We start from the raw sequence: 21688 nt of genomic DNA, 5'->3' as shown, positions 1-21688 counted from the left end.
GCTTTATTTTTACTTGACTTTTTAAAGAAATAAAATATAATTGTATTAAGTTTTAAGTACAAAAGGAGATTTTTATGTTTTTAGTTCTTTTGGCAATTATTGCCTTACTTATTTTGGGTGTTATTGCTAGTACACTTTACGTGGTACGTCAACAAACGGTTGTTATTATTGAACGTTTTGGGAAGTATCAAACAACATCTGGTAGTGGGATTCATGTTCGATTGCCATTTGGTATTGATAAAATTGCTGCGCGAATTCAATTACGTTTGTTGCAATCTGAAATTGTTGTGGAAACAAAGACTAAAGACAATGTTTTTGTGACTTTGAATGTTGCCACACAATACCGTGTGAATGAACAAAATGTGACAGATGCTTATTACAAACTCATGCGTCCTGAAGCTCAAATCAAATCATACATTGAAGATGCTCTTCGTTCATCTGTTCCTAAATTGACTTTGGATGAATTATTTGAGAAAAAAGATGAAATTGCTCTTGAAGTGCAACATCAAGTGGCTGAAGAAATGTCAACTTACGGCTACATTATTGTTAAAACATTGATTACTAAAGTTGAGCCGGATGCTGAAGTTAAACAATCAATGAATGAAATCAATGCTGCGCAACGTAAACGTGTAGCTGCTCAAGAGTTGGCTAATGCGGATAAAATTAAAATTGTAACAGCTGCAGAAGCTGAAGCTGAAAAAGATCGTCTTCATGGTGTCGGTATTGCTCAACAACGTAAAGCGATTGTCGATGGTCTAGCTGAGTCAATTCAAGAATTAAAAGATGCCAATGTTGGCATGACTGAAGAACAAATCATGTCTATTCTATTAACTAACCAATATCTTGATACCTTAAATACTTTTGCGGCTAAAGGCAATCAAACATTGTTCTTACCAAATCATCCAGAAGGTATTGAAGATATTCGCACACAAATTTTGTCATCATTGAAAGCAAAATAATTAATAAAAAAAGTCCCTATTGCAGACGGAAGGAATTGCAATAGGGACTTTTTGTCTGGCATTTTGTTAGGGATTGAAATAGGAGTTACATGTTTCTTTTATACCGTTTATATTCATGGATTATTTTCAGAGCACGTTTCCGTGTTTTGATATTGGGACTTTTAAGTCTGCGATACGCAGATGCTAAATCATTTTTTTCAGCCATACCAACCTCCTTAAATATAGATTTATTAACGTTAACATGAAGTAGTATAGCACAAAATACTTAACTGGTAAAGCATTTGCTGTAATTTAGCTTAAAATTAGTATTTTGGCACAAAAAAACAACCTTCCAAAAAAGGAAAGGTTGTTTTGAGTGATTATTTCAAGAAACGTTGTAAGAACTCTTTTGTACGTTCTTGTTGTGGGTGTTCGAAGATTTGTTCAGGTGTACCTTCTTCAGCGATAACACCTTTATCCATGAAGATGACACGGTCTGAAACATCTCTAGCGAATTCCATTTCGTGAGTGACGATAATCATTGTTAAACCTGATTTAGCGAGTTCTTGCATTGTTTTAAGAACTTCACCAACCATTTCTGGGTCAAGAGCAGAAGTTGGTTCGTCAAAGAGCATTGCTTCTGGGTTAACAGACAAGGCGCGTGCGATAGCCACACGTTGTTTTTGACCACCAGAAAGTTGTTTTGGTTTAGCTTTCCAGTATTGCTCAGTCATGCCAACTTTTGTAAGGTTTTCTTTAGCGATTTTTTCAGCTTCGCTGCGAGAACGTTTCAAAACAGTTGTTTGAGCAACAATGGCATTTTCAAGAACGTTTAAGTTTTCAAATAGGTTGAATGATTGGAAAACCATTCCGAGTTTTTCACGGTATTCTGTCAAGTTATAATCTTTTTCAAGAACGTTTTGTCCGTGGAAAAGGATTTCTCCAGCAGTTGGATCCTCCAAAAGATTGATAGAGCGGAGGAATGTTGATTTTCCTGAACCTGATGAACCAATGATAGAAATAACTTCACCTTTATTTACAGAAAGTGAAATATCTTTTAGGACCTCATTTTGTCCGTAAGATTTTTTAAGGTGTTTAATTTCAATAATAGGTTGAGACATTATTTCACCTCTTTCGTTTGGTTTTGGTTAGCACCAGTTGTGTAAGTGTCCGCATCGAAACGACGTTCGATAAAGCGTAAGATGCGTGTCACTGTAAAGGTGAGAACAAAGTAGATAATAGCGATAATTGTGAATGTTTGGAAGTATTGATATGTTTGAGTTGCAACGGTATTACCTGAGAAGTAAAGTTCGACAACTGAGATAACATTCAATACTGAAGTATCTTTGATGTTGATGACAAATTCGTTACCAGTTGCTGGCAAGATGTTGCGGACAACTTGTGGAAGAACGATTTTGCGCATTGTTTGACCGTGTGTAAATCCAAGTGCTGTAGCAGCTTCGAACTGACCTTTGTCAACAGCGAAGATACCACCACGAACGATTTCACTCATGTAAGCACCAGTATTGATTGAAACAATAAAGATGGCTGCAAGAGTACGGTCGATTGAAATACCAAAGGCTTGAGCAGTACCGTAGTAGATAACCATTGCTTGTACGATCATCGGAGTACCACGGAAGATTTCGATATAAACGCTAAGCAACCAACCAAATACTTTTTGAAGGCCAGCAAGGAATTTATTAGCAGCTTTTGGAGCTGTACGGTAAACACCAATCAAAAGACCGATAAAGAGACCAACAACTGTACCGATGATAGAGATGAGAAGTGTAACTCCTGCACCACGTAGGAATTGGTTCCAGTTTTTCTCGAAGATTCCCCACATATCAGTGAAGAAATTACTCTTTTGATTTTTTTCAGACTTGTCAGCTGGTTGTTTTTCAATCATGTCATCCATGAGTTGCAAACGGTCATCATCAGAGATGCTAGCTAAAACGGCATTTACTTTAGCAAGTGTGTCAGTGTCATCTTTACGAAGACCAACGGCAATGGCTGTGTCTGCTTTAGATGTCGCAAACCCTTTGCCATCTTCAAAAGCAATCATCTTGAAGTCGCTATTTGCATTTTCAGCAGAGATAGCGTCAGGACGTTCAGAAACATAACCATCAATAATACCAGATTCAAGTGCTTGACGCATTTGGTTGAAGTCACCCATAGCAGTTTCTTTTGAAACATCTTTGATTTGGTCAATCAAGTTGTAAAGGTAGACACCTTGTTGAGATGTTAATTTTGCACCAGCAAAATCTTTAAGTGATGTAGCTTGTGCAAAGTCACCTTTTTTAGAAACAACGATAACTGGGTAGCTTGTATAGTAACTATCTGAGAATGCAATTTCTTTCTTACGTTCAGCGGTAGGACTCATTCCGGCAGCAATCATGTCAATCTTTCCGGAAGTAAGTGCTGGAATTAATCCTGTCCAAGTAGTTTTGACAACGAGGAGTTCCTTGCCTAAGCTATCTGCTATTTTCTTAGCTATTTGGACATCATATCCGTTAGCGTACTGGCTAGTTCCTTCGATAGGAACAGCTCCATTAGAATCATCATCTTGTGTCCAGTTAAATGGTGCATAGGCTGCTTCCATACCGACACGAAGATATTCGTCAGCGTTTGCGCTAGTCATTCCTCCAAAGAGAAGAAGAAGGGCTGCAAAACAACTTAAAAGTAACTTTTTCATTTAAGACTCCTGTCTATTCTTGTACCTTACTATTTTACAGGAAATAGGGTCTGATTTCAACATGATAGGCCCAAAAATAGAATATTTATACAATATATTATGATAAAATAGGGGTATAAGAAAGGAGTAGGAGATCATGAAAAATTTAAGAATATTTTTACTAGCAATCATTGCTGTTTTAGGATTATCGGTTCCGGTTTTTGCGGATAGTGATGTTGACTACAGTATCCTCGATTACGATGGTGTTTTAGCGATTTTTGAAGATAACACTGCTGATTTTTCTCAGACAATCACTTATCGCTTTGATTCTTCGTATAATGGGCAAATGGTGACTTTGGGAGAAGCTGGTCACATGCCAGAAGGTTTTTCGGTTAATAATCAGCCAAAAGTTTCGGCTGAAGTTAATGGTGTGAGTCGAACGGTTAGGACTGTGATAAATGACCTTGGTGATGGTTACCAAGTGAAAATCTATAATTCTGGTTCCAGCGGAGATATTGTGACTGTTAAACTACACTGGAAACTGTCACATTTACTATTCCCTTACCAAGATGTCGCAGAACTTAATTGGGTACCGATTAGTGACTGGGATGAAACATTACAACATGTTTCGTTTACCGTTTTAACGGATAAGACAACTGCTAACCGTAAGCTTTGGGCTCACAGAGGTTATTTAAAATCAACCAATGTTGAAAAGTTACCTAATGGCTATCGCATCACTGCTGATAATGTTGATGGGAAGTTGGAGTTGCATGCTTACTGGGATAAAGCTATTTTGACAAATCCTACAACCATCACAAGTAAACGCAAGGCAGCTATTATCAAGCAAGAAGCTAAAATTGCTCGTAGAAGTCAGCTGCTCAAAGTACTTTTGTTCTATCTTGTGCCAGCTCTTGTTATTGTTTTAATGATTTTGGCTTGGATTTTCTTTATTACAGGTAAACAACTGGCTAAAAAATACGAAAAATTTAGTCGTGATAGCCGTTTTTATGAAGCGCCAGAAGATTGGTCACCTTTGCTAATTATGCAGTATATCTATGATGTTGATTTGCAAGATACAGATACAAAAGGTAGCCCAATTTCACAAAAATTTAAATTTGAAACTGCCATGCAGGCGACCTTGCTTGATCTGATTGATCGCCATGTGATTGCTGCAAATGATGAAGAATTGACTTGTCATCTAGATAAGCCAATGACTAGCTATGAAGCAGAAGTGCTTGATATGGCATTTGGTGGTAAAACAACCATTAAAATCGCAGACTTGTTTGCGGATTACCGCTTTGATGACGATCTTGTGGCAGTTATAAGAAGAAATACAAAGGCCATACGTTAGAAACGAAATTAAACAGCCTCGGCGAAGCATTCAATGATCGCTATCTTGCTAAACTTGAACAAATTACTGACTTAGTAGATCAAGAAATTTCGAAAAAAGCTCTGCCAGCAATTCGTGAGAATTTAAGCGATGGTATCGCTAAGAAATTTGAATATGCAAAAGGTCTCCTATTCCTTACGTTAATACCTCTTGGTATTGGTTTAATCTATCTTTTGTTTAATCTAAATCTGGTCTTTCTTGCTTATGGTCTTTTGTTAGCTTTGGTTATTTTGAGTTTGGTCGTTATCATGGTTAAATCTCATTATTACAAGGTGCATGGCATGATAACTGCTGAAGGTCAACAACGTATTCAAGCTTGGGTTAGTTTTACTAACATGATGCGAGACATTAACAAATTTGATAAGGTTGATTGGCAAGGTGTTGTTGTCTGGAATCGTATTTTGGTTTATGCGACTCTGTTCGGTTATGCCAAACAAGTTCAAAAATTCCTTAAAATTCATAACATTAAACTTGCTAGCGAATCAGACTTTATGATGAATCCTGAAATTGGCTACCTTATTGGTATGCAAACCCATCGTTTGGGAATGGCTAGTCAAAGTGCTGATTCAGCTGCGCATTTCTCTGTATCATCTGGTAGTTCAGGCTCTAGTGGTGGATTCTCCGGTGGAGGCGGAGGCGGAGGCGGCGGAGCATTTTAAAATGCTTCCAAATCTGCTATAATTGAGGGGATATTAAATTAAGGAGAGCTTATGTTATTTTTCGAACTACTTAAGGCTATCTTTTTAGGGGTAGTTGAGGGAATTACAGAGTGGTTACCTGTTTCAAGTACAGGACACCTGATTTTGGTTCAAGAATTTATTAAATTGAATCAAGATAAAGCGTTTTTGGACATGTTTAACATTGTCATTCAATTGGGAGCTATCCTAGCGGTTATTGTGATTTACTTTAAACGTTTGAATCCATTTCAGCCAGGAAAAACAGCGCGTGAAGTTCAGTTGACATGGCAGCTATGGTTAAAAGTTGTTATTGCATGTATTCCATCAATTTTAATTGCAGTACCTTTTGATGATTGGTTTGAAGCACATTTCAACTACATGATTCCAATCGCGATTGCCTTAATTGTTTACGGGATTGCATTTATCTGGATTGAAAAACGAAATGCTGATATTGAGCCTGAGGTGACTGACCTTGCTCGTATGCCTTACTTGACAGCCTTTTGGATTGGATGCTTCCAAGTCCTAAGTATTGTTCCAGGAACAAGCCGCTCAGGTGCAACCATTCTCGGAGCTATCATTGTAGGGACAAGTCGTTCAGTTGCAGCTGACTTCACTTTCTTCCTTGCCATTCCAACTATGTTTGGTTACAGTGGTTTGAAAGCTGTTAAGTTCTTCTTAGATGGAAATGTTCTAAACTTTAGCCAATTCTTGATTTTGATGGTGGCAAGCGTTACTGCTTTCCTTGTCAGTCTATACGTTATCCGCTTCTTGACTGATTATGTTAAGAAACACGATTTCACTATTTTTGGTAAGTATCGTATCGTTTTGGGAACAATTCTTATTCTATATAGCATTGTCAAATTTATCTTTTAAAAAAGCCAGCAGCCCTTGTCAGGGCTGCTTTTTGTGACGTAAAAATTGAAAAAACAAGACTTTTCTTGTATAATAAAATGACTACTCGTGCGAGGTATATAGTATGGAAATGAAACAGATTAGCGAGACAACGCTAAAAATAACGATTAGTATGGAAGATTTAGAAGAACGTGGAATGGAATTGAAAGACTTCTTGATTCCACAAGAAAAGACAGAAGAGTTCTTCTATTCAGTAATGGATGAATTGGATTTACCAGATAATTTCAAAGACAGTGGGATGCTTAGTTTCCGTGTGACACCGCGTAAAGATCGCATTGATGTCTTTGTCACAAAATCTGAAATTAATAAAGATATTAACTTTGAAGACTTAGCAGCATTTGATGATGTATCAAACATGTCACCTGAGGAGTTCTTCAAAACCTTGGAGCAGACAATGTTGTCTAAAGGTGATACAGAAGCTCACGAAAAATTAGGTAAGATTGAAGAAATGATGGAAGGTGCTGTTGAGGATGTTCTGACAGAACATGCCCAACAAGCTGAACCTGAGCCAGAAGAAGATGTGAATCCATCAGATTATGTTCACTATGTCTTAGATTTTCCAAGTTTAGAAGCTACTGTTGCTTTTGCTAAGGCTATTGATTTTCCAGTTGAAGCGTCTGAGCTTTATAAGATGGATGGGGCTTACTACATGACAGTTCTCATTGATTTGCAAAATCACCCATCTTATTATGCAAATTTGATGTATGCCCGTATGTTAGAATACGCTGGCGCTGGTACAAAAACGCGTGCTTATTTACAAGAACATGCAGTTGAGTTATTGACGGATGATGCCGTCGAAAAATTAAAAATGATTGAGTTGGTATAGTATGGCACCCTTTACAATTGAATATGTTTTAGTTTTAATTGGCGCATTTTTATTATCGCTTTTCTTGACGCCAATTGTTCGTTTTATTGCTTTTCGTGTTGGTGCCGTTGACAATCCAAATGCTCGTCGTGTTAATGAAGTCCCAATGCCAAGTAGTGGTGGTTTGGCGATTTTCTTAGCCTTTTTGATGTCATCTTTAATTTTCATGCCAATGGTTTTGAAACAACCGATTTGGACAATTTCTTATTTTGATTATATTTTGCCAGTTGTTATTGGTGGATTTATCATTACGGCGACTGGTTTTATCGATGATATTTACGAATTGAAGCCAAAAACAAAAATGGCAGGAATTATTTTAGGAGCTGTTATTGTTTGGGCCTTTACGGATTTCCGTTTTGATAGTTTTAAAATTCCTTTTGGCGGACCGTTATTGCAATTCAATTCAGTAGTCACTTTCTTTTTGACGGTCTTTTGGATTATTTCAATTACAAACGCCATGAATTTGATTGATGGTTTAGATGGTCTGGTGAGCGGTGTTTCTATCATTAGCCTGATTACAATGGCTTTGGTATCTTATTTCTTCTTGCCACAGACCGACTTTTACTTGACTTTGACAATCTTATTATTGATTGCTTGTATTGCAGGATTTTTCCCTTATAATTACAATCCAGCTATTATATACTTGGGAGATACCGGAGCTCTTTTCATAGGATTTATGATTGGTGTGCTATCTCTTCAAGGGTTGAAAAATTCGACTGCTGTTGCGGTGGTGACACCTGTTATTATTCTTGGTGTTCCGATTTTGGATACAACTGTTGCGATTATTCGACGTAAATTGTCAGGACGTCCAGCGACAGAAGCAGACAAGATGCATTTGCATCACCGTTTGTTAGCTATGGGATTCACACACCGTGGAGCCGTTTTGGTTGTTTATGGCATTGCGATTCTTTTCTCACTTATCGCACTCTTGCTAAATGTTTCAAGTCGTTTGGGTGGTGTCCTTTTGATGATTGGTTTAGCCTTTGCCTTAGAAGTCTTTATTGAAGGACTTGAAATTTGGGGCGTTGGTCGAACACCACTTTTCGATACCCTTAAATTTATCGGAAATAGCGATTATCGCCAAGCGACAATGTTAAAATGGAAAAATCGCAAAAATAATAAGTAAATGGAAAGCCTATTATGGCTTTTTTTTGATATAATGATTAGTAACCCTATAGAACTGCGGTAATTTTCAGAAAAAAGTTACTGCCGCATTTGATAAATTGGAGGAACGTACACATGTCTGTACTTGAAATAAAAGATCTTCATGTTTCAATTGAAGATAAAGAAATTCTTAAGGGTGTCAATTTAACCCTTAAGACTGGAGAGATTGCTGCGATTATGGGTCCTAACGGAACTGGTAAATCAACGCTTTCAGCTGCTATCATGGGTAATCCAAATTACGAGGTTACTCAGGGTGAAATTTTGCTAGATGGTGAGAATATTCTTGACCTTGAAGTCGATGAACGAGCTCGCCTTGGTTTATTCCTTGCCATGCAATACCCATCTGAAATTCCTGGTATTACAAATGCTGAATTTATTCGTGCAGCAATGAATGCTGGAAAAGAAGATGACGAAAAAATTTCTGTCATGGATTTCATCACAAAATTGGATGAAAAGATGGAATTTCTTGGCATGAAAGAAGAAATGGCAGAACGTTACCTTAACGAAGGTTTCTCAGGTGGTGAGAAAAAACGTAATGAAATTCTTCAATTATTGATGCTTGAACCCAAATTCGCTCTTCTTGATGAGATCGATTCAGGTCTTGATATCGATGCTTTGAAAGTTGTTTCAAAAGGTGTTAACGCTATGCGTGGAAAAGACTTTGGAGCAATGATTATCACTCACTATCAACGACTTCTTAACTACATCACACCAGATGTTGTTCATATTATGATGGATGGTCGTGTTGTCCTTACAGGTGGTGCAGAACTTGCTGCTCGTCTTGAAAAAGAAGGTTATGCGAAAATTGCCGAAGAACTTGGAATTAAATACGAAGAAGAAGTGTAATTGATGATGTCAAGTCTACTATTATAGTAGACGCTACTCGTATGTAGGATATAAAAAGGAGTAAACATCAAATTATGACGAAAGAATCAGTTTTAAATTTTTCACAAGCAAAAGCAGAACCTTTGTGGTTGCAAGAGCGACGCTTAGCTGCTTTTGATCATATAGATAAATTGCCATTACCAGAAGTCAACCGTGTAAAATTTCACCGTTGGAATTTGGGAGATGGAAGTATTTCAGAGGATGTAGCTTTGGCTAATGTCCCTGATTTTACAGCACTTGGAGATAATCCAAAACTTGTTCAGGTTGGAACACAAACCGTCCTTGAACAATTACCTGTTGACTTGATGTCAAAAGGTGTTATTTTTACAGATTTTTACAGCGCTTTGGAAGAAATTCCAGAAGTGATTGAAAAATATTTTGGTAAAGCGCGTGGTGACTTGGAAGACAAGTTAGCTGCTTATCATACCGCTTACTTTAATAGTGCTGCTGTGCTTTATGTTCCAGATAATGTGGATATTGAAGAGCCAATCGAAGGTCTCTTTTTCCAAGATAAGGCTAGTGATGTTCCATTTAATAAACACGTCCTTATTATTGTAGGAAAAAATAGTCATATCAGCTATCTAGAACGTTTTGAATCAATCGGTGAAGGCGATGCTAAAGCAACAGCAAATATTTCTGTTGAAGTTATTGCTTTAGATGGCAGTCAAGTGAAGTTTTCTGCTATCGACCGTCTTGGAAATAATGTGACAACTTATATTAGTCGTCGTGCCCGTCATGGTAAAGATGCTGTGGTGGACTGGGCAATCGGCATCATGAATGAAGGTAATGTGATTGCTGATTTTGATTCAGATTTGTACGGAGATGGTAGCCAAGCTAATCTTAAAGTGGTTGCCGCTTCATCTGGTCGTCAAGTTCAGGGTGTGGATACGCGCGTGACGAACTACGGTTGCCATTCAGTTGGACACATTTTACAACACGGTGTCATTCTTGAACGCGGAACTTTGACTTTTAATGGTGTTGGTCACATTGTAAAAGGTGCCAAGGGAGCAGACGCTCAACAAGAAAGTCGTGTTCTGATGCTCTCAGATAAAGCTCGTTCAGATGCCAACCCAATCCTATTGATTGATGAAAATGATGTGACAGCTGGACACGCCGCTTCAATCGGACAAGTTGACCCCGAAGATATGTATTATCTCATGAGTCGTGGTATTGACAAGGAAACAGCAGAACGCCTAGTTATTCGTGGTTTCTTAGGGACTGTTATCACTGAAATTCCTGTCAAAGAAGTACGTGACGAAATGATTGCTGTGCTTGACAGCAAGTTGGAGCAACGCTAATATGGTAAAATTAGACGCTCATAAAATCGCTCAAGACTTTTGCATCCTTGACCAAGTTGTTAATGATGAACCTTTGGTTTATCTAGACAATGCGGCAACAACTCAGAAACCACAAAAAGTACTTGATGCGCTCAATCGGTATTATCATACTATCAACGCCAATGTGCACCGCGGTGTTCATACCCTTGCTGAACGTGCAACGGCTGCTTATGAAGCGAGTCGTGAAACAGCACGTCAATTCATTAATGCTAAGTCAACAAAAGAAGTCTTGTTCACACGTGGAACAACGACAGGTCTTAATTGGGTTGCACAGTTTGCCCAAGAAGTCCTCCAAAAAGATGATGAAGTGCTTATTTCAGTTTTAGAACATCACGCTAATGTTGTTCCTTGGCAACAAGTTTGTCATAAGACTGGAGCAAAACTGGTTTACGTTTATTTAAAAGATGGCCAGCTGGATATGAAAGACTTGCGTAGCAAACTTTCAAGCAAAACAAAATTTGTAAGCATTGCTCATGTTTCAAATGTTCTAGGCTCAGTGCAACCTGTTAAAGAAATTGCCAAATTAGCTCATGAAGTGGGTGCTTACATGGTTGTTGACGGTGCGCAGTCAGCTCCTCATATGACAATTGATGTTCAAGATTTGGAGTGTGATTTCTTTGCTTTCTCAGGGCATAAAATGCTTGGACCAACAGGCATTGGTGTGCTTTATGGTAAAGAAGAATTGCTCAATCAAATGTCACCAGTTGAATTTGGTGGGGAAATGATCGACTTCGTTTACGAACAAGAAGCGACATGGACAGAATTACCTTGGAAATTTGAGGCTGGGACACCAAATATTGCTGGCGCTATTGCTTTAGGGGCGGCTATTGAGTATTTGAATGATCTTGGTTTAGATAATGTTCATGCGCATGAGCAAGAACTGGTTGACTATGTTTTACCTAAACTACAAGCCATCGAAGGAGTAACAGTTTACGGTCCACAAGACCCTAGTCAGCACATAGGAGTCATTTCATTTAATATTGATGGATTGCACCCACATGATGTAGCGACAGCTCTTGATTATGAAGGTGTTGCTGTTCGAGCAGGACATCACTGTGCACAACCTCTACTTCATTACTTAGGAATTCATTCGGCAGTGCGCGCAAGTTTTTATATCTATAATACGAAAGAAGATTGTGATAAACTAATAGAAGCAATTCTTAAAACAAAGGAGTTTTTCAATGGCACTTTCTAGATTAGATAGTCTTTATATGGCAGTTGTTTCAGATCACTCAAAAAATCCTCACCATCATGGAAAATTAGAAGATGTTGATCAAGTTAATCTTAATAATCCAACTTGTGGTGATGTGATTTCATTATCAGTGAAATTTGATGGTGATCGCATTTCTGATATCGCTTTTGCTGGTGACGGTTGTACAATCTCTACAGCTTCATCAAGCATGATGACTGATGCTGTTGTTGGCAAAACGAAAGAAGAGGCACTTGAACTGGCTGAGATTTTTTCAAAAATGGTTCAAGGTGAAAAAGACGACGCCCAAAAAAGACTCGGTGAGGCAAGTTTCTTGGCAGGAGTTTCAAAATTCCCACAACGTATTAAATGTTCAACTCTTGCATGGAATGCCCTAAAAAAAGCTATTGAAAATGATAGTAAAAATACAGAAAGGTAATTAGATGCCTGAAAAAAACGAAAAAGTAACACCAAAACCAATTGATATTGGTGAATATCAATATGGCTTTCACGATGATGTGACACCAGTTTTTTCAACAGGAAAAGGAATTAGCGAAGACGTAGTTCGTGAATTATCTGCTGAAAAAGGTGAGCCAGAATGGATGCTGGAATTTCGCTTGAAATCATTGGAAATTTTTAACAAAATGCCAATGCAAGATTGGGGACCAGATTTGTCGGATATTGATTTTGATGAGATTACTTACTATCAAAAAGCATCTGATAAACCTGCCCGCTCATGGGATGATGTTCCAGATAAAATCAAAGAAACTTTTGAACGTATTGGGATTCCAGAAGCCGAACGAGCTTATCTCGCTGGTGCTTCAGCTCAGTATGAATCTGAAGTGGTTTACCACAACATGAAAGATGAGTATGACAAGCTAGGAATTGTATTTACCGATACAGACTCTGCATTAAAAGAATACCCAGAGCTTTTCAAAAAATATTTCTCTAAATTAGTCCCACCAACGGATAACAAATTAGCTGCTTTAAACTCAGCTTTCTGGTCAGGTGGTACCTTCATTTACGTCCCAAAAGGTGTCAAAGTTGATATTCCTTTGCAAACTTATTTCCGTATCAACAACGAAGCGATGGGACAATTTGAACGTACTTTGATTATTGTTGATGAAGGGGCAAGCGTTCACTATGTAGAAGGTTGTACCGCACCAAACTATTCATCAGCAAGTCTTCACGCAGCTATTGTTGAGATTTTTGCTCTTGAAGGTAGTTATATGCGTTATTCTACTATTCAGAACTGGTCAGATAATGTCTATAACTTGGTAACCAAACGTGCTACAGCTAAGAAAAATGCTACAGTGGAATGGATTGATGGTAACCTCGGTGCCAAAACAACAATGAAGTATCCTTCTGTTTATCTTGATGGCGAAGGTGCGCGTGGGACAATGCTCTCAATTGCCTTTGCTAATAAAGGTCAACACCAAGATACTGGTGCTAAGATGATTCATAACGCACCGCATACCTCATCATCAATTGTTTCAAAATCAATTGCTAAAGGTGGCGGAAAAGTTGACTATCGTGGTCAAGTGACTTTTAATAAAAATTCTAAAAAATCAGTGAGTCACATTGAATGTGATACGATTTTGATGGATGATATTTCAAGTTCAGATACCATTCCATTTAACGAAATTCACAATTCACAAGTTGCTCTTGAACATGAGGCGAAAGTTTCAAAAATCTCAGAAGAACAACTTTACTATCTCATGAGTCGTGGTCTTTCTGAACAAGAAGCAACAGAGATGATTGTCATGGGATTTGTAGAACCATTTACAAAAGAACTCCCAATGGAATATGCTGTTGAACTTAATCGTTTGATTAGTTACGAAATGGAAGGTTCTGTTGGATAACTTAAAAGAGACAAGTTTTTAAACTTGTCTCTTTTTTCTATATATAATAGGAAAAGTAATGGTAGTTTTTATAGTTTTTCGTTAACGTAAGTGACGAAGTGGTTCCACCAGACTTTAAGAAAAATGCTTTTTTTTACCTCTTTCTTAGCAAGTGCTGGTACGCTTGGTTTAGAGTCTAGATAGCCAGTTCCGACGATTTGTTTATCATCATAAATGAAAGAACCGACTTTATCACCTTTGTTAATAGTAGCTTCGTAACCTTTTGCTTTTGTTGAGAATTTTACTGAAGTATCAGTACCAATACGATGGACAACTTTTAATTCTTGCGAAGCAACTGCAGGGACAGTTTTTTCTTTACCATCGTTGACTTTTGCTTTGCTGTTTTTAGTTGATTCGCCAGCATCAACAAGAGTTGTCATTTCGTAATTTGATTTAACGTAATCAAGAAGTGCATTAGTAGCTTCAAAACGAGCAAATTCATTTTCTTGCCATCCATCGGCATTCATGACAACGGAAATAATGCGCATGCCGTTTTCTGTAGAAGTCGCAACAAATGAAGCACCAGCAAGTTCAGTTGTACCAGTTTTTAAACCGTCAACCCCATCACGTTCGTAAGGCATTCCTTTGAGCATGTAGTTGTAAGTGTTCATTGTAGAACCATCAAAGTCAGCAGTTGCTTGGTTAGTGATTTTAAGAACATCAGGGTACTCAGTGATTAAGTGTTGGGCAATGATGGCAACATCACGAGCACTTAGAGTATTTTCATCAGTTGAACTAGAACCTGGGTAAATGTTATCACCTAGATAACTATTGTTAAGACCTGAAGCATTAACCAATTTAGCATCGGTAATTCCCCATTCTTGGAGTTGAGCTTGCATCATATCAACAAACTTACTTTCAGTTCCACCGATTTGTTCTGCTAGAGCAATTGCAGCACTATTGGCACTGGCTACCATGGCAGCATTAACTAATTGTTCAACAGTGTATTCACGTGCTTCCATAGGAACGTTACTAGCATCTGAATTAGCTGTTAAATCATAAGCATAATCAGAAATAGGAACTTTAGTATCCCAACTTAGATTTCCTTTGTCGATTTCTTTATAAGTCAAATAAACTGTTAGTATTTTTGTCATTGAAGCAATGCCATCAGGTGTAGTTGCATCTTTTTCATATAATACTTTACCAGTAGAAGCTTCAACAGCGATAGCATGCTTAGCTGCTACATCAAAGTTGTCATCCGCGGCAACTTTACTTCCAATGAAGGCCAAGAGTAGGGCCAAAACAGCAAAAACTTTCTTCATTGTTCCATCCTTTGTTAAAAAATTAGATAATATGATTATATCATATTAATCGCTTTCTTTCAGTGTGTCAGAAAATCTGACAAAAAATTCAGAAAAAACTATTCTCTTCAGAAAAAACTATTTTCTTTAAGGAAACTTTATGATATAATTTTATTTGTCAAATAATATAATTTAGAGAGAACAACTAGGAGGGCGTCACATGTCACTAAACGGTAAAACATGGAAACGCGTCGGTCTTGGGGCTGTAGCCTTAGTCTCAACAGCTGTTTTGGCAGCTTGTGGAGGTAAAAGCTCATCAACTTCTTCAAAAACTGATGAGATTAATTGGTACACTCCGACTGAAATTAGCACTTTGGACATTTCGAAAGTTACAGATACTTATTCTTCAATTGCTATCGGTAACTCAGGTAGTAACTTACTTCGTCGTAACGAAGACGGTGAATTAAAACCTGACTTGGCTGAGAAAGTAGAAGTATCTGAAGATGGTTTAACATACACTGCCACATTGCGTGATGGTCTTAAATGGTCTGACGGTAGTGATTTAACGGCAGATGACTTTGTTTATACATGGCAACGTATTGTTGATCCAGCGACTGCTTCAGAGTATGCTTACCTTGCATCAGATGCGCATGTTTTAAATGCTGCAGAAGTTATCAATGGTACTAAGAGCGTTGATGAATTGGGAGTTAAAGCAGACGGTAATAAAGTAATCTTTACATTATCTAGCCCATCTCCACAATTTATGAGTCTTTTGACATTTGCTAACTTCGTTCCTCAAAACAAAGCCTTTGTGGAAAAAGCAGGAAGTGACTACGCTACAACTTCTGAAAAAGCACTTTATTCAGGTCCATATACAGTTAAAAATTGGAATGGTTCTAATGGTTCATTCACACTTGTGAAAAACAAATACTATTGGGACGCTAAAAACGTTAAATTGAAGAAAGTTAACGTTCAAGCTGTTAAAAAACCTGATACTGCCGTGCAAATGTACAAAGATGGTGAGCTTGATACAGCAAACATCTCTGGTACAGAAGCAATTTATAAAGCAAATAAAAGCAACAAAGATGTTGTGGATGCTCCAGAAGCAACATCTGCATACCTCGTTTACAACGAAACAGGTTCTGTAAAAGCTTTAGCTAATACTAAGATTCGTCAAGCACTTAACCTTGCGACAAATCGTGAAGGTGTTGTTAAAGCAGCTATCGATACAGGTTCAAAAGCAGCAACAGCTCTTGTTCCAACAGGACTTGAAACCCTAGAAGATGGTACTGATTTATCTAAATACGTATCACAAGATTACACTTATGATGCAAAACAAGCAGCAAAACTCTTCAAAGAAGGTCTTGCTGAAATCGGTGAAAAATCAGTTAAATTGACAATTACAGCTGATTCTGACACACCAGTTGCCAAAGCTTCAGTAGACTACATCAAACAAACATGGGAAGATGTTCTTCCAGGATTAAAAGTAGAAGAAAAATTCGTAACATTCAAACAACGATTGCAAGATTCTAAAACACAAAACTTTGATGTTGTTCTATCACTTTGGGGTGGTGACTATCCAGAAGGATCTACATTCTATGGATTGTTTACGTCTGATTCAGCCTATAACTACGGTAAGTTTAGCGATGCAACATACGATGCAGCCTACCAAAAAGCATTGACTACAGATGCTTTGGATCCAGTAGCTGCTGCAGATGATTATAAAGCTGCTGAAAAAGCACTTTACGACAATGCACACTACAACCCACTTTACTTCCGTAACACAAAAGCACTTCAAAATCCATCAATCAAAGGTCTTGTTCGTAACTCAACTGGTTTGCAAGTTGACTTTACATATGCCTATAAAGACAAATAATCTTTAATAAGTATGAATAATGGGCAAGAATTGGTTGCGACCAATTCTTGCTTTTGTTGACAGGTAAAACTTTTCCCCTGCCAACAAAAGCAAATAAGAGAAGGAAATATTATGGTAAAATACATTCTTAAACGTGTTGCTATTCTTCTTGTAACACTCTGGGTAGTTGTTACCCTGTCGTTTTTCCTCATGCAAGTTATGCCTGGGACACCTTATAATAACCCAAAATTAACTGATGAGATGATTGCTTTGATGAACAAACAATATGGTTTGGATAAACCAGTTTGGCAACAATATCTTACTTATCTATGGAACATTCTTCATGGTGATTTTGGTACAAGTTACCAATCAATCAACCAACCAGTTGGTCGTTTGATTTCACAACGTTTGGGTGTTTCAATCCAACTTGGTGTTCAAGCCTTAATCGTTGGTCTTCTTGCCGGTCTAGCAGTTGGTGCTGCGTCAGCACGTAACAAAAACAACTGGATTGATGGTGTACTTAGTGTTATCTCTACACTAGGTATTTCAGTACCATCATTCATCATCGGTCTCTTCCTATTAGTAACACTTGGTTTCAAATGGAGCTTGTTCCCACTTGCTGGTTGGGGTTCATTTGAACAAACCATTATGCCATCTATTGCCTTGGCAATTCCAGTATTTGCCCAAGTTACACGTTTCTTCCGTGGACAAATGATTGAAACATTGAGTTCTGACTACATTCAATTAGCTACTGCTAAAGGTTTGAACAAACGTCAAGTGACACGTAAACACGCGTACCGTAACTCAATGATTCCAGTTTTGACTTTGGTTGGTCCTATGGCAGCAAACTTGCTAACAGGTTCAGCTTTGATTGAACAAATTTTCTCAATTCCAGGAATTGGTCAACAATTTGTAACATCAATCCCAGCTAAAGACTATCCAGTAATTATGGGAACAACAATCGTTTATGCAATGATGTTGATGGTTGCTATCTTGGTAACAGATATTGCAACAAGTATTGTTGACCCACGTGTACGCTTGCAATAAGGAGACTATTCATGGCAGAAAAAACAAGAGAATTTAAACTTGTTGGTGTTGGTTCAGCCAGCTCACAAGAAAAAATCGAAAAGCCTGCTCTTTCTTTTATGCAAGATGCATGGCGCCGTTTGAAGAAAAATAAATTAGCTGTTATCTCAATGTGGTTCTTGGGAATTCTACTTGTATTCTCAATGATTTCTGTGGTTTTAGTTCCACGTGATGACGCTAATGCTTTCAATACAAAAGAAGTTACAACTTACCGTAACCTTCCACCAAAACTTAGCGATAACCTTCCATTCTGGAATGGTAAAATTACTTATTCTGGTAACACTGAAGCTAATGATGCTTATGCAGATCAAGGTGTTCCAGAAGGAACAAAATTTATCCTTGGTACAGATAACCTAGGTCGTAGTGTTGCAAAACGTATCATCGTAGGTGTGCGTATCTCACTTCTTATTGCTATCGTTGCAACATTGATTGACCTTTTGATTGGGGTAACTTATGGTTTGATTTCAGGTTATGTTGGCGGACGTGTCGACATGGTTATGCAACGTATCATCGAAGTTATTTCATCAATTCCTAACTTGGTTATCGTTACAATGCTTGGTCTTTTGCTTGGTAATGGTGTCACATCAATCATTATTTCAATTGCTATCGTTGGTTGGACATCAATGGCTCGTCAAGTACGTAACCTAACACTTTCTTACCGTGAACAAGAGTTTGTTCTTGCGGCTCGTTCATTGGGTGAAAGTGCTCCTAAAATCGCATTTAAACACATCCTTCCAAATATTTCAGGGATTATTATTGTTCAAATCATGATGACAGTTCCAAGTGCCATCATGTACGAAGCTGTGCTTTCAGCTATTAACCTTGGGGTAAAACCACCAACAGCATCACTTGGTTCATTGATTACTGATGCTCAAGAATACTTACAATACTACCCTTATCAAGTAACTCTACCAGCCCTTGCTTTGGTATTAATCTCACTTGCTTTCATCTTGTTAGGTGACGGTCTTCGTGATGCATTTGATCCAAAATCTGGTGATCGTTAGGAGGAAAAAATATGAGTGAAGAAACAATTTTACAAGTTAAAAACCTCCATGTAGATTTCCAAACCTACGCTGGAGAAATCAAAGCCATTCGTGACGTCAACTTCGACTTGAAAAAAGGCGAGACACTTGCTATCGTAGGTGAATCTGGATCAGGTAAATCTGTAACAACTAAAACTTTGATGGGGCTATCTGCTTCAAATGCTACAATTACAGGTGACATCGACTTTAAAGGTAAAAAACTTACAGAATTAAAAGAAGACGAATGGATTAAAGTTCGTGGAAATGAAATTGCGATGATTTTCCAAGATCCAATGACAAGTCTTGACCCAACAATGAAAATTGGTCAACAAATCGCTGAACCAATTATGATTCACGAAAAAGTTTCAAAACAAGAAGCTTGGAATCGTGCACTAGATTTGATGAAAAATGTTGGTATTCCAAATGCGGAAGAGCACATCAATGATTATCCACACCAATGGTCAGGTGGTATGCGCCAACGTGCAGTTATTGCAATTGCACTTGCTGCTAACCCAGATGTTTTGATTGCTGATGAACCAACAACTGCCTTGGATGTTACTATTCAAGCGCAAATCCTTAGTCTAATGAAGAAAATTCAAAAAGAACGTGGTTCATCAATCATCTTTATCACCCACGACCTTGGTGTCGTTGCTGGTATGGCTGACCGTGTAGCAGTTATGTACGCTGGTAAGGTTATCGAATATGGAACAGTAGATGAAGTCTTCTACAACCCACAACACCCATATACTTGGGGCTTGTTGAACTCAATGCCAACAACTGACACAGAAGCTGGTAGCTTACAATCAATCCCAGGTACACCACCAGATCTTCTTAACCCACCAAAAGGTGATGCTTTTGCACCACGTAACGAATTCGCTTTGGATATCGATTACGAAGAAGAACCACCAATGTTTAAAGTTAGTGACACACACTATGCTGCAACTTGGTTGTTAGACGAACGTGCACCTAAAGTAACACCACCATTACCAATTCAAAAACGTTGGGCAAAATGGAAAGACTTGAAGGGAGAAAAGCTTAATGACTGAAAATAGAAAAAAGCTTGTTGAACTTAAAAATGTCTCTTTGACTTTCAACGAAGGTAAAAAGAACGAAGTAAAAGCTATCAACAACGTCAGCTTCGATATTTATGAAGGTGAAGTCTTTGGTCTAGTTGGTGAATCAGGTTCTGGTAAAACAACTGTCGGACGTGCTATCTTAAAACTTTACGATATTAGTGGCGGGGAAATTGATTTTAACGGCGAAACAGTTTCTAACCTTAAAGGTAAAGAACTCCATGAGTTCCGTAAAAATGTACAAATGATTTTCCAAGATCCCCAAGCAAGTCTTAATGGACGTATGAAAATTCGTGATATCGTTGCTGAAGGTCTTGATATTCACAAACTTGTTAATAGTAAAGAAGAACGTGACGAAAAAGTTCAAGAATTACTTTCTCTAGTAGGTTTGAACAAAGATCACATGACTCGTTACCCACACGAATTCTCTGGTGGTCAACGTCAACGTATTGGTATTGCACGTGCTCTTGCTGTACAACCAAAATTCATTATTGCTGATGAACCAATTTCTGCGCTTGACGTGTCTATTCAAGCTCAAGTTGTTAACTTGATGCAAAAACTTCAACGCGAAAAAGGCTTGACTTATCTCTTTATCGCTCACGATTTGTCAATGGTTAAATACATTTCAGATCGTATTGGTGTAATGCACTGGGGTAAAATGCTTGAAATTGGAACATCTGAAGATGTTTACAATAACCCAATCCACCCATACACTAAGAGCTTGTTATCTGCAATTCCAGAACCAGATCCAGAATCTGAACGTGAACGTGTGCACCAAGTTTATGACCCAAGTGCAGAACTTGATGGTCAAGAACGTGAAATGCGTGAAATTACACCAGGTCACTTTGTACTTTCTACAGAAGCTGAAGCTGAAGAATATAAAAAAGCATTATCATAATCAAAAAGGGGGGCATAGTACCCTCTTTTTTGTGTTTAAAAGCAAATAAAAGTCATTTTAATTGCTTTTGAAGAGAATAAGTATTAGAATAGACACGTAGTCAATTTGCTGCTGCGATAACCGATTTTAAAGGGCTCTGATAGCAAATTGAAAAAAACTGAAAAAAGTTTCATAAAAGCGTTGACACGCTGTAGTAAATTTAGTATACTAATATAGCTGTTGTTCGAGAGGGCGACGGTAACAAATTTGAAAAGATCTTGAAAATTTCTTAAAAAAAGATGTTGACAAAGGGTTTCAAATTTGATAGAATATAGAAGTTGTCTCGAGTGAGACAAAGACCTTTGAAAACTGAACAATACGAACCAAACGTGCGGGTTACGTAAGTAACCTGTCAAAAAACGATAAATCTGTCAGTGACAGAATGAGAACAAGATTAAATGAGAGTTTGATCCTGGCTCAGGACGAACGCTGGCGGCGTGCCTAATACATGCAAGTAGAACGCTGAAGACTTTAGCTTGCTAAAGTTGGAAGAGTTGCGAACGGGTGAGTAACGCGTAGGTAACCTGCCTACTAGCGGGGGATAA

Annotated in this window: 18 protein-coding genes, 1 rRNA gene and 1 pseudogene; 16 read left to right on the top strand and 4 right to left on the bottom strand. The window is 38.0% G+C overall.

Annotated elements, in window-relative coordinates; all coding sequences use genetic code 11:
- Positions 1 to 74 precede the first annotated feature (74 nt).
- Positions 75 to 959 (top strand): SPFH domain-containing protein, encoded by an 885-nt coding sequence (locus tag BLR83_RS09265; protein ID WP_074561367.1) that lies wholly within the window; start codon positions 75 to 77, stop codon positions 957 to 959.
- Positions 960 to 1044: 85 nt separating this feature from the next.
- On the opposite strand, the gene BLR83_RS09850 is transcribed toward BLR83_RS09265, so the two are convergent.
- The 3 genes from BLR83_RS09850 to BLR83_RS09255 form a co-directional block, all read right to left on the bottom strand.
- Positions 1045 to 1164, bottom strand: a complete 120-nt coding sequence (locus BLR83_RS09850) for a putative metal homeostasis protein (RefSeq protein ID WP_093816040.1) — start codon at positions 1162 to 1164, stop codon at positions 1045 to 1047.
- A 154-nt stretch (positions 1165 to 1318) separates the two neighbouring features.
- Positions 1319 to 2059 carry an amino acid ABC transporter ATP-binding protein gene (locus BLR83_RS09260; protein WP_039696023.1) on the bottom strand — a complete coding sequence of 247 codons (741 nt, stop codon included), beginning with the start codon at positions 2057 to 2059 and terminating at the stop codon, positions 1319 to 1321.
- Positions 2059 to 3630 (bottom strand): ABC transporter substrate-binding protein/permease, encoded by a 1572-nt coding sequence (locus BLR83_RS09255; protein WP_074561366.1) that lies wholly within the window; start codon positions 3628 to 3630, stop codon positions 2059 to 2061. The genes BLR83_RS09260 and BLR83_RS09255 overlap by 1 nt, the downstream gene beginning before the upstream one ends.
- A 136-nt stretch (positions 3631 to 3766) precedes the next feature.
- Here BLR83_RS09255 and BLR83_RS10115 point away from each other — a divergent pair.
- From BLR83_RS10115 to sufB, 9 genes and pseudogenes are all read left to right on the top strand, one after another.
- Positions 3767 to 5658, top strand: a pseudogene (locus BLR83_RS10115) (DUF2207 family protein).
- 51 nt (positions 5659 to 5709) lie between these two features.
- Positions 5710 to 6549, top strand: a complete 840-nt coding sequence (locus BLR83_RS09245) for an undecaprenyl-diphosphate phosphatase (RefSeq protein WP_074561365.1) — start codon at positions 5710 to 5712, stop codon at positions 6547 to 6549.
- A 103-nt stretch (positions 6550 to 6652) separates the two neighbouring features.
- Positions 6653 to 7414, top strand: coding sequence for an adaptor protein MecA (gene mecA / locus BLR83_RS09240; protein WP_074561364.1), 762 nt, complete (start codon positions 6653 to 6655; stop codon positions 7412 to 7414).
- Position 7415: 1 nt separating this feature from the next.
- On the top strand, positions 7416 to 8579 hold the full coding sequence (locus BLR83_RS09235; protein WP_074561363.1) for a glycosyltransferase family 4 protein: 1164 nt from the start codon (positions 7416 to 7418) through the stop codon (positions 8577 to 8579).
- A gap of 113 nt (positions 8580 to 8692) precedes the next feature.
- A complete protein-coding gene (gene sufC / locus BLR83_RS09230) occupies positions 8693 to 9463 on the top strand; it encodes a Fe-S cluster assembly ATPase SufC (RefSeq protein WP_074561362.1) in 771 nt (256 codons plus the stop codon).
- 74 nt (positions 9464 to 9537) lie between these two features.
- On the top strand, positions 9538 to 10800 hold the full coding sequence (sufD, locus tag BLR83_RS09225; RefSeq protein WP_074561361.1) for a Fe-S cluster assembly protein SufD: 1263 nt from the start codon (positions 9538 to 9540) through the stop codon (positions 10798 to 10800).
- A gap of 1 nt (position 10801) precedes the next feature.
- The gene (locus BLR83_RS09220; RefSeq protein WP_074561360.1) at positions 10802 to 12034 is read left to right on the top strand and encodes a cysteine desulfurase; all 1233 of its coding nucleotides are present in this window, start codon (positions 10802 to 10804) and stop codon (positions 12032 to 12034) included.
- The gene (gene sufU / locus BLR83_RS09215; RefSeq protein ID WP_039696032.1) at positions 12021 to 12467 is read left to right on the top strand and encodes a Fe-S cluster assembly sulfur transfer protein SufU; all 447 of its coding nucleotides are present in this window, start codon (positions 12021 to 12023) and stop codon (positions 12465 to 12467) included. The genes BLR83_RS09220 and sufU overlap by 14 nt, the downstream gene beginning before the upstream one ends.
- 4 nt (positions 12468 to 12471) lie before the next feature.
- Positions 12472 to 13890 (top strand): Fe-S cluster assembly protein SufB, encoded by a 1419-nt coding sequence (gene sufB / locus BLR83_RS09210; protein ID WP_074482843.1) that lies wholly within the window; start codon positions 12472 to 12474, stop codon positions 13888 to 13890.
- Positions 13891 to 13958: 68 nt separating this feature from the next.
- Here sufB and pbp3 read toward each other — a convergent pair whose 3' ends face one another.
- Positions 13959 to 15191: a D-alanyl-D-alanine carboxypeptidase PBP3 gene (pbp3, locus tag BLR83_RS09205; protein ID WP_074561359.1), complete on the bottom strand. Its 1233-nt coding sequence runs from the start codon at positions 15189 to 15191 to the stop codon at positions 13959 to 13961.
- A 199-nt stretch (positions 15192 to 15390) separates the two neighbouring features.
- On the opposite strand from pbp3, the gene BLR83_RS09200 reads away from it, so the two are divergent.
- The 6 genes from BLR83_RS09200 to BLR83_RS09175 all read left to right on the top strand — a co-directional run.
- Positions 15391 to 17046: a peptide ABC transporter substrate-binding protein gene (locus BLR83_RS09200; RefSeq protein ID WP_074561358.1), complete on the top strand. Its 1656-nt coding sequence runs from the start codon at positions 15391 to 15393 to the stop codon at positions 17044 to 17046.
- 111 nt (positions 17047 to 17157) lie between these two features.
- Positions 17158 to 18072 carry an ABC transporter permease gene (locus BLR83_RS09195; RefSeq protein WP_006530948.1) on the top strand — a complete coding sequence of 305 codons (915 nt, stop codon included), beginning with the start codon at positions 17158 to 17160 and terminating at the stop codon, positions 18070 to 18072.
- Positions 18073 to 18083: 11 nt separating this feature from the next.
- Positions 18084 to 19115 (top strand): ABC transporter permease, encoded by a 1032-nt coding sequence (locus tag BLR83_RS09190; protein ID WP_074561357.1) that lies wholly within the window; start codon positions 18084 to 18086, stop codon positions 19113 to 19115.
- 11 nt (positions 19116 to 19126) lie between these two features.
- The gene (locus BLR83_RS09185; RefSeq protein ID WP_074561356.1) at positions 19127 to 20179 is read left to right on the top strand and encodes an ABC transporter ATP-binding protein; all 1053 of its coding nucleotides are present in this window, start codon (positions 19127 to 19129) and stop codon (positions 20177 to 20179) included.
- Positions 20172 to 21104, top strand: a complete 933-nt coding sequence (locus tag BLR83_RS09180; RefSeq protein WP_039696037.1) for an ABC transporter ATP-binding protein — start codon at positions 20172 to 20174, stop codon at positions 21102 to 21104. Before BLR83_RS09185 ends, BLR83_RS09180 begins: the two co-directional genes overlap by 8 nt.
- Positions 21105 to 21537: 433 nt before the next feature.
- Positions 21538 to 21688, top strand: a 16S ribosomal RNA gene (locus BLR83_RS09175); the annotation flags it as partial.

The sequence above is a fragment of the Streptococcus equinus genome, from assembly GCF_900101445.1.
Taxonomy (GTDB): domain Bacteria; phylum Bacillota; class Bacilli; order Lactobacillales; family Streptococcaceae; genus Streptococcus; species Streptococcus equinus_B.
The sequence above is the reverse complement of the archived record's forward strand: the minus strand, read 5'-3'. Positions and strand labels throughout refer to the sequence as shown.

Coding starts and splice junctions, on each gene's coding strand:
- BLR83_RS09265 (WP_074561367.1), top strand. CDS start 75: ATGTTTTTAGTTCTTTTGGCAATTATTGCCTTACTTATTTTGGGTGTT.
- BLR83_RS09850 (WP_093816040.1), bottom strand. CDS start 1,164: ATGGCTGAAAAAAATGATTTAGCATCTGCGTATCGCAGACTTAAAAGT.
- BLR83_RS09260 (WP_039696023.1), bottom strand. CDS start 2,059: ATGTCTCAACCTATTATTGAAATTAAACACCTTAAAAAATCTTACGGA.
- BLR83_RS09255 (WP_074561366.1), bottom strand. CDS start 3,630: ATGAAAAAGTTACTTTTAAGTTGTTTTGCAGCCCTTCTTCTTCTCTTT.
- BLR83_RS09245 (WP_074561365.1), top strand. CDS start 5,710: ATGTTATTTTTCGAACTACTTAAGGCTATCTTTTTAGGGGTAGTTGAG.
- mecA (WP_074561364.1), top strand. CDS start 6,653: ATGGAAATGAAACAGATTAGCGAGACAACGCTAAAAATAACGATTAGT.
- BLR83_RS09235 (WP_074561363.1), top strand. CDS start 7,416: ATGGCACCCTTTACAATTGAATATGTTTTAGTTTTAATTGGCGCATTT.
- sufC (WP_074561362.1), top strand. CDS start 8,693: ATGTCTGTACTTGAAATAAAAGATCTTCATGTTTCAATTGAAGATAAA.
- sufD (WP_074561361.1), top strand. CDS start 9,538: ATGACGAAAGAATCAGTTTTAAATTTTTCACAAGCAAAAGCAGAACCT.
- BLR83_RS09220 (WP_074561360.1), top strand. CDS start 10,802: ATGGTAAAATTAGACGCTCATAAAATCGCTCAAGACTTTTGCATCCTT.
- sufU (WP_039696032.1), top strand. CDS start 12,021: ATGGCACTTTCTAGATTAGATAGTCTTTATATGGCAGTTGTTTCAGAT.
- sufB (WP_074482843.1), top strand. CDS start 12,472: ATGCCTGAAAAAAACGAAAAAGTAACACCAAAACCAATTGATATTGGT.
- pbp3 (WP_074561359.1), bottom strand. CDS start 15,191: ATGAAGAAAGTTTTTGCTGTTTTGGCCCTACTCTTGGCCTTCATTGGA.
- BLR83_RS09200 (WP_074561358.1), top strand. CDS start 15,391: ATGTCACTAAACGGTAAAACATGGAAACGCGTCGGTCTTGGGGCTGTA.
- BLR83_RS09195 (WP_006530948.1), top strand. CDS start 17,158: ATGGTAAAATACATTCTTAAACGTGTTGCTATTCTTCTTGTAACACTC.
- BLR83_RS09190 (WP_074561357.1), top strand. CDS start 18,084: ATGGCAGAAAAAACAAGAGAATTTAAACTTGTTGGTGTTGGTTCAGCC.
- BLR83_RS09185 (WP_074561356.1), top strand. CDS start 19,127: ATGAGTGAAGAAACAATTTTACAAGTTAAAAACCTCCATGTAGATTTC.
- BLR83_RS09180 (WP_039696037.1), top strand. CDS start 20,172: ATGACTGAAAATAGAAAAAAGCTTGTTGAACTTAAAAATGTCTCTTTG.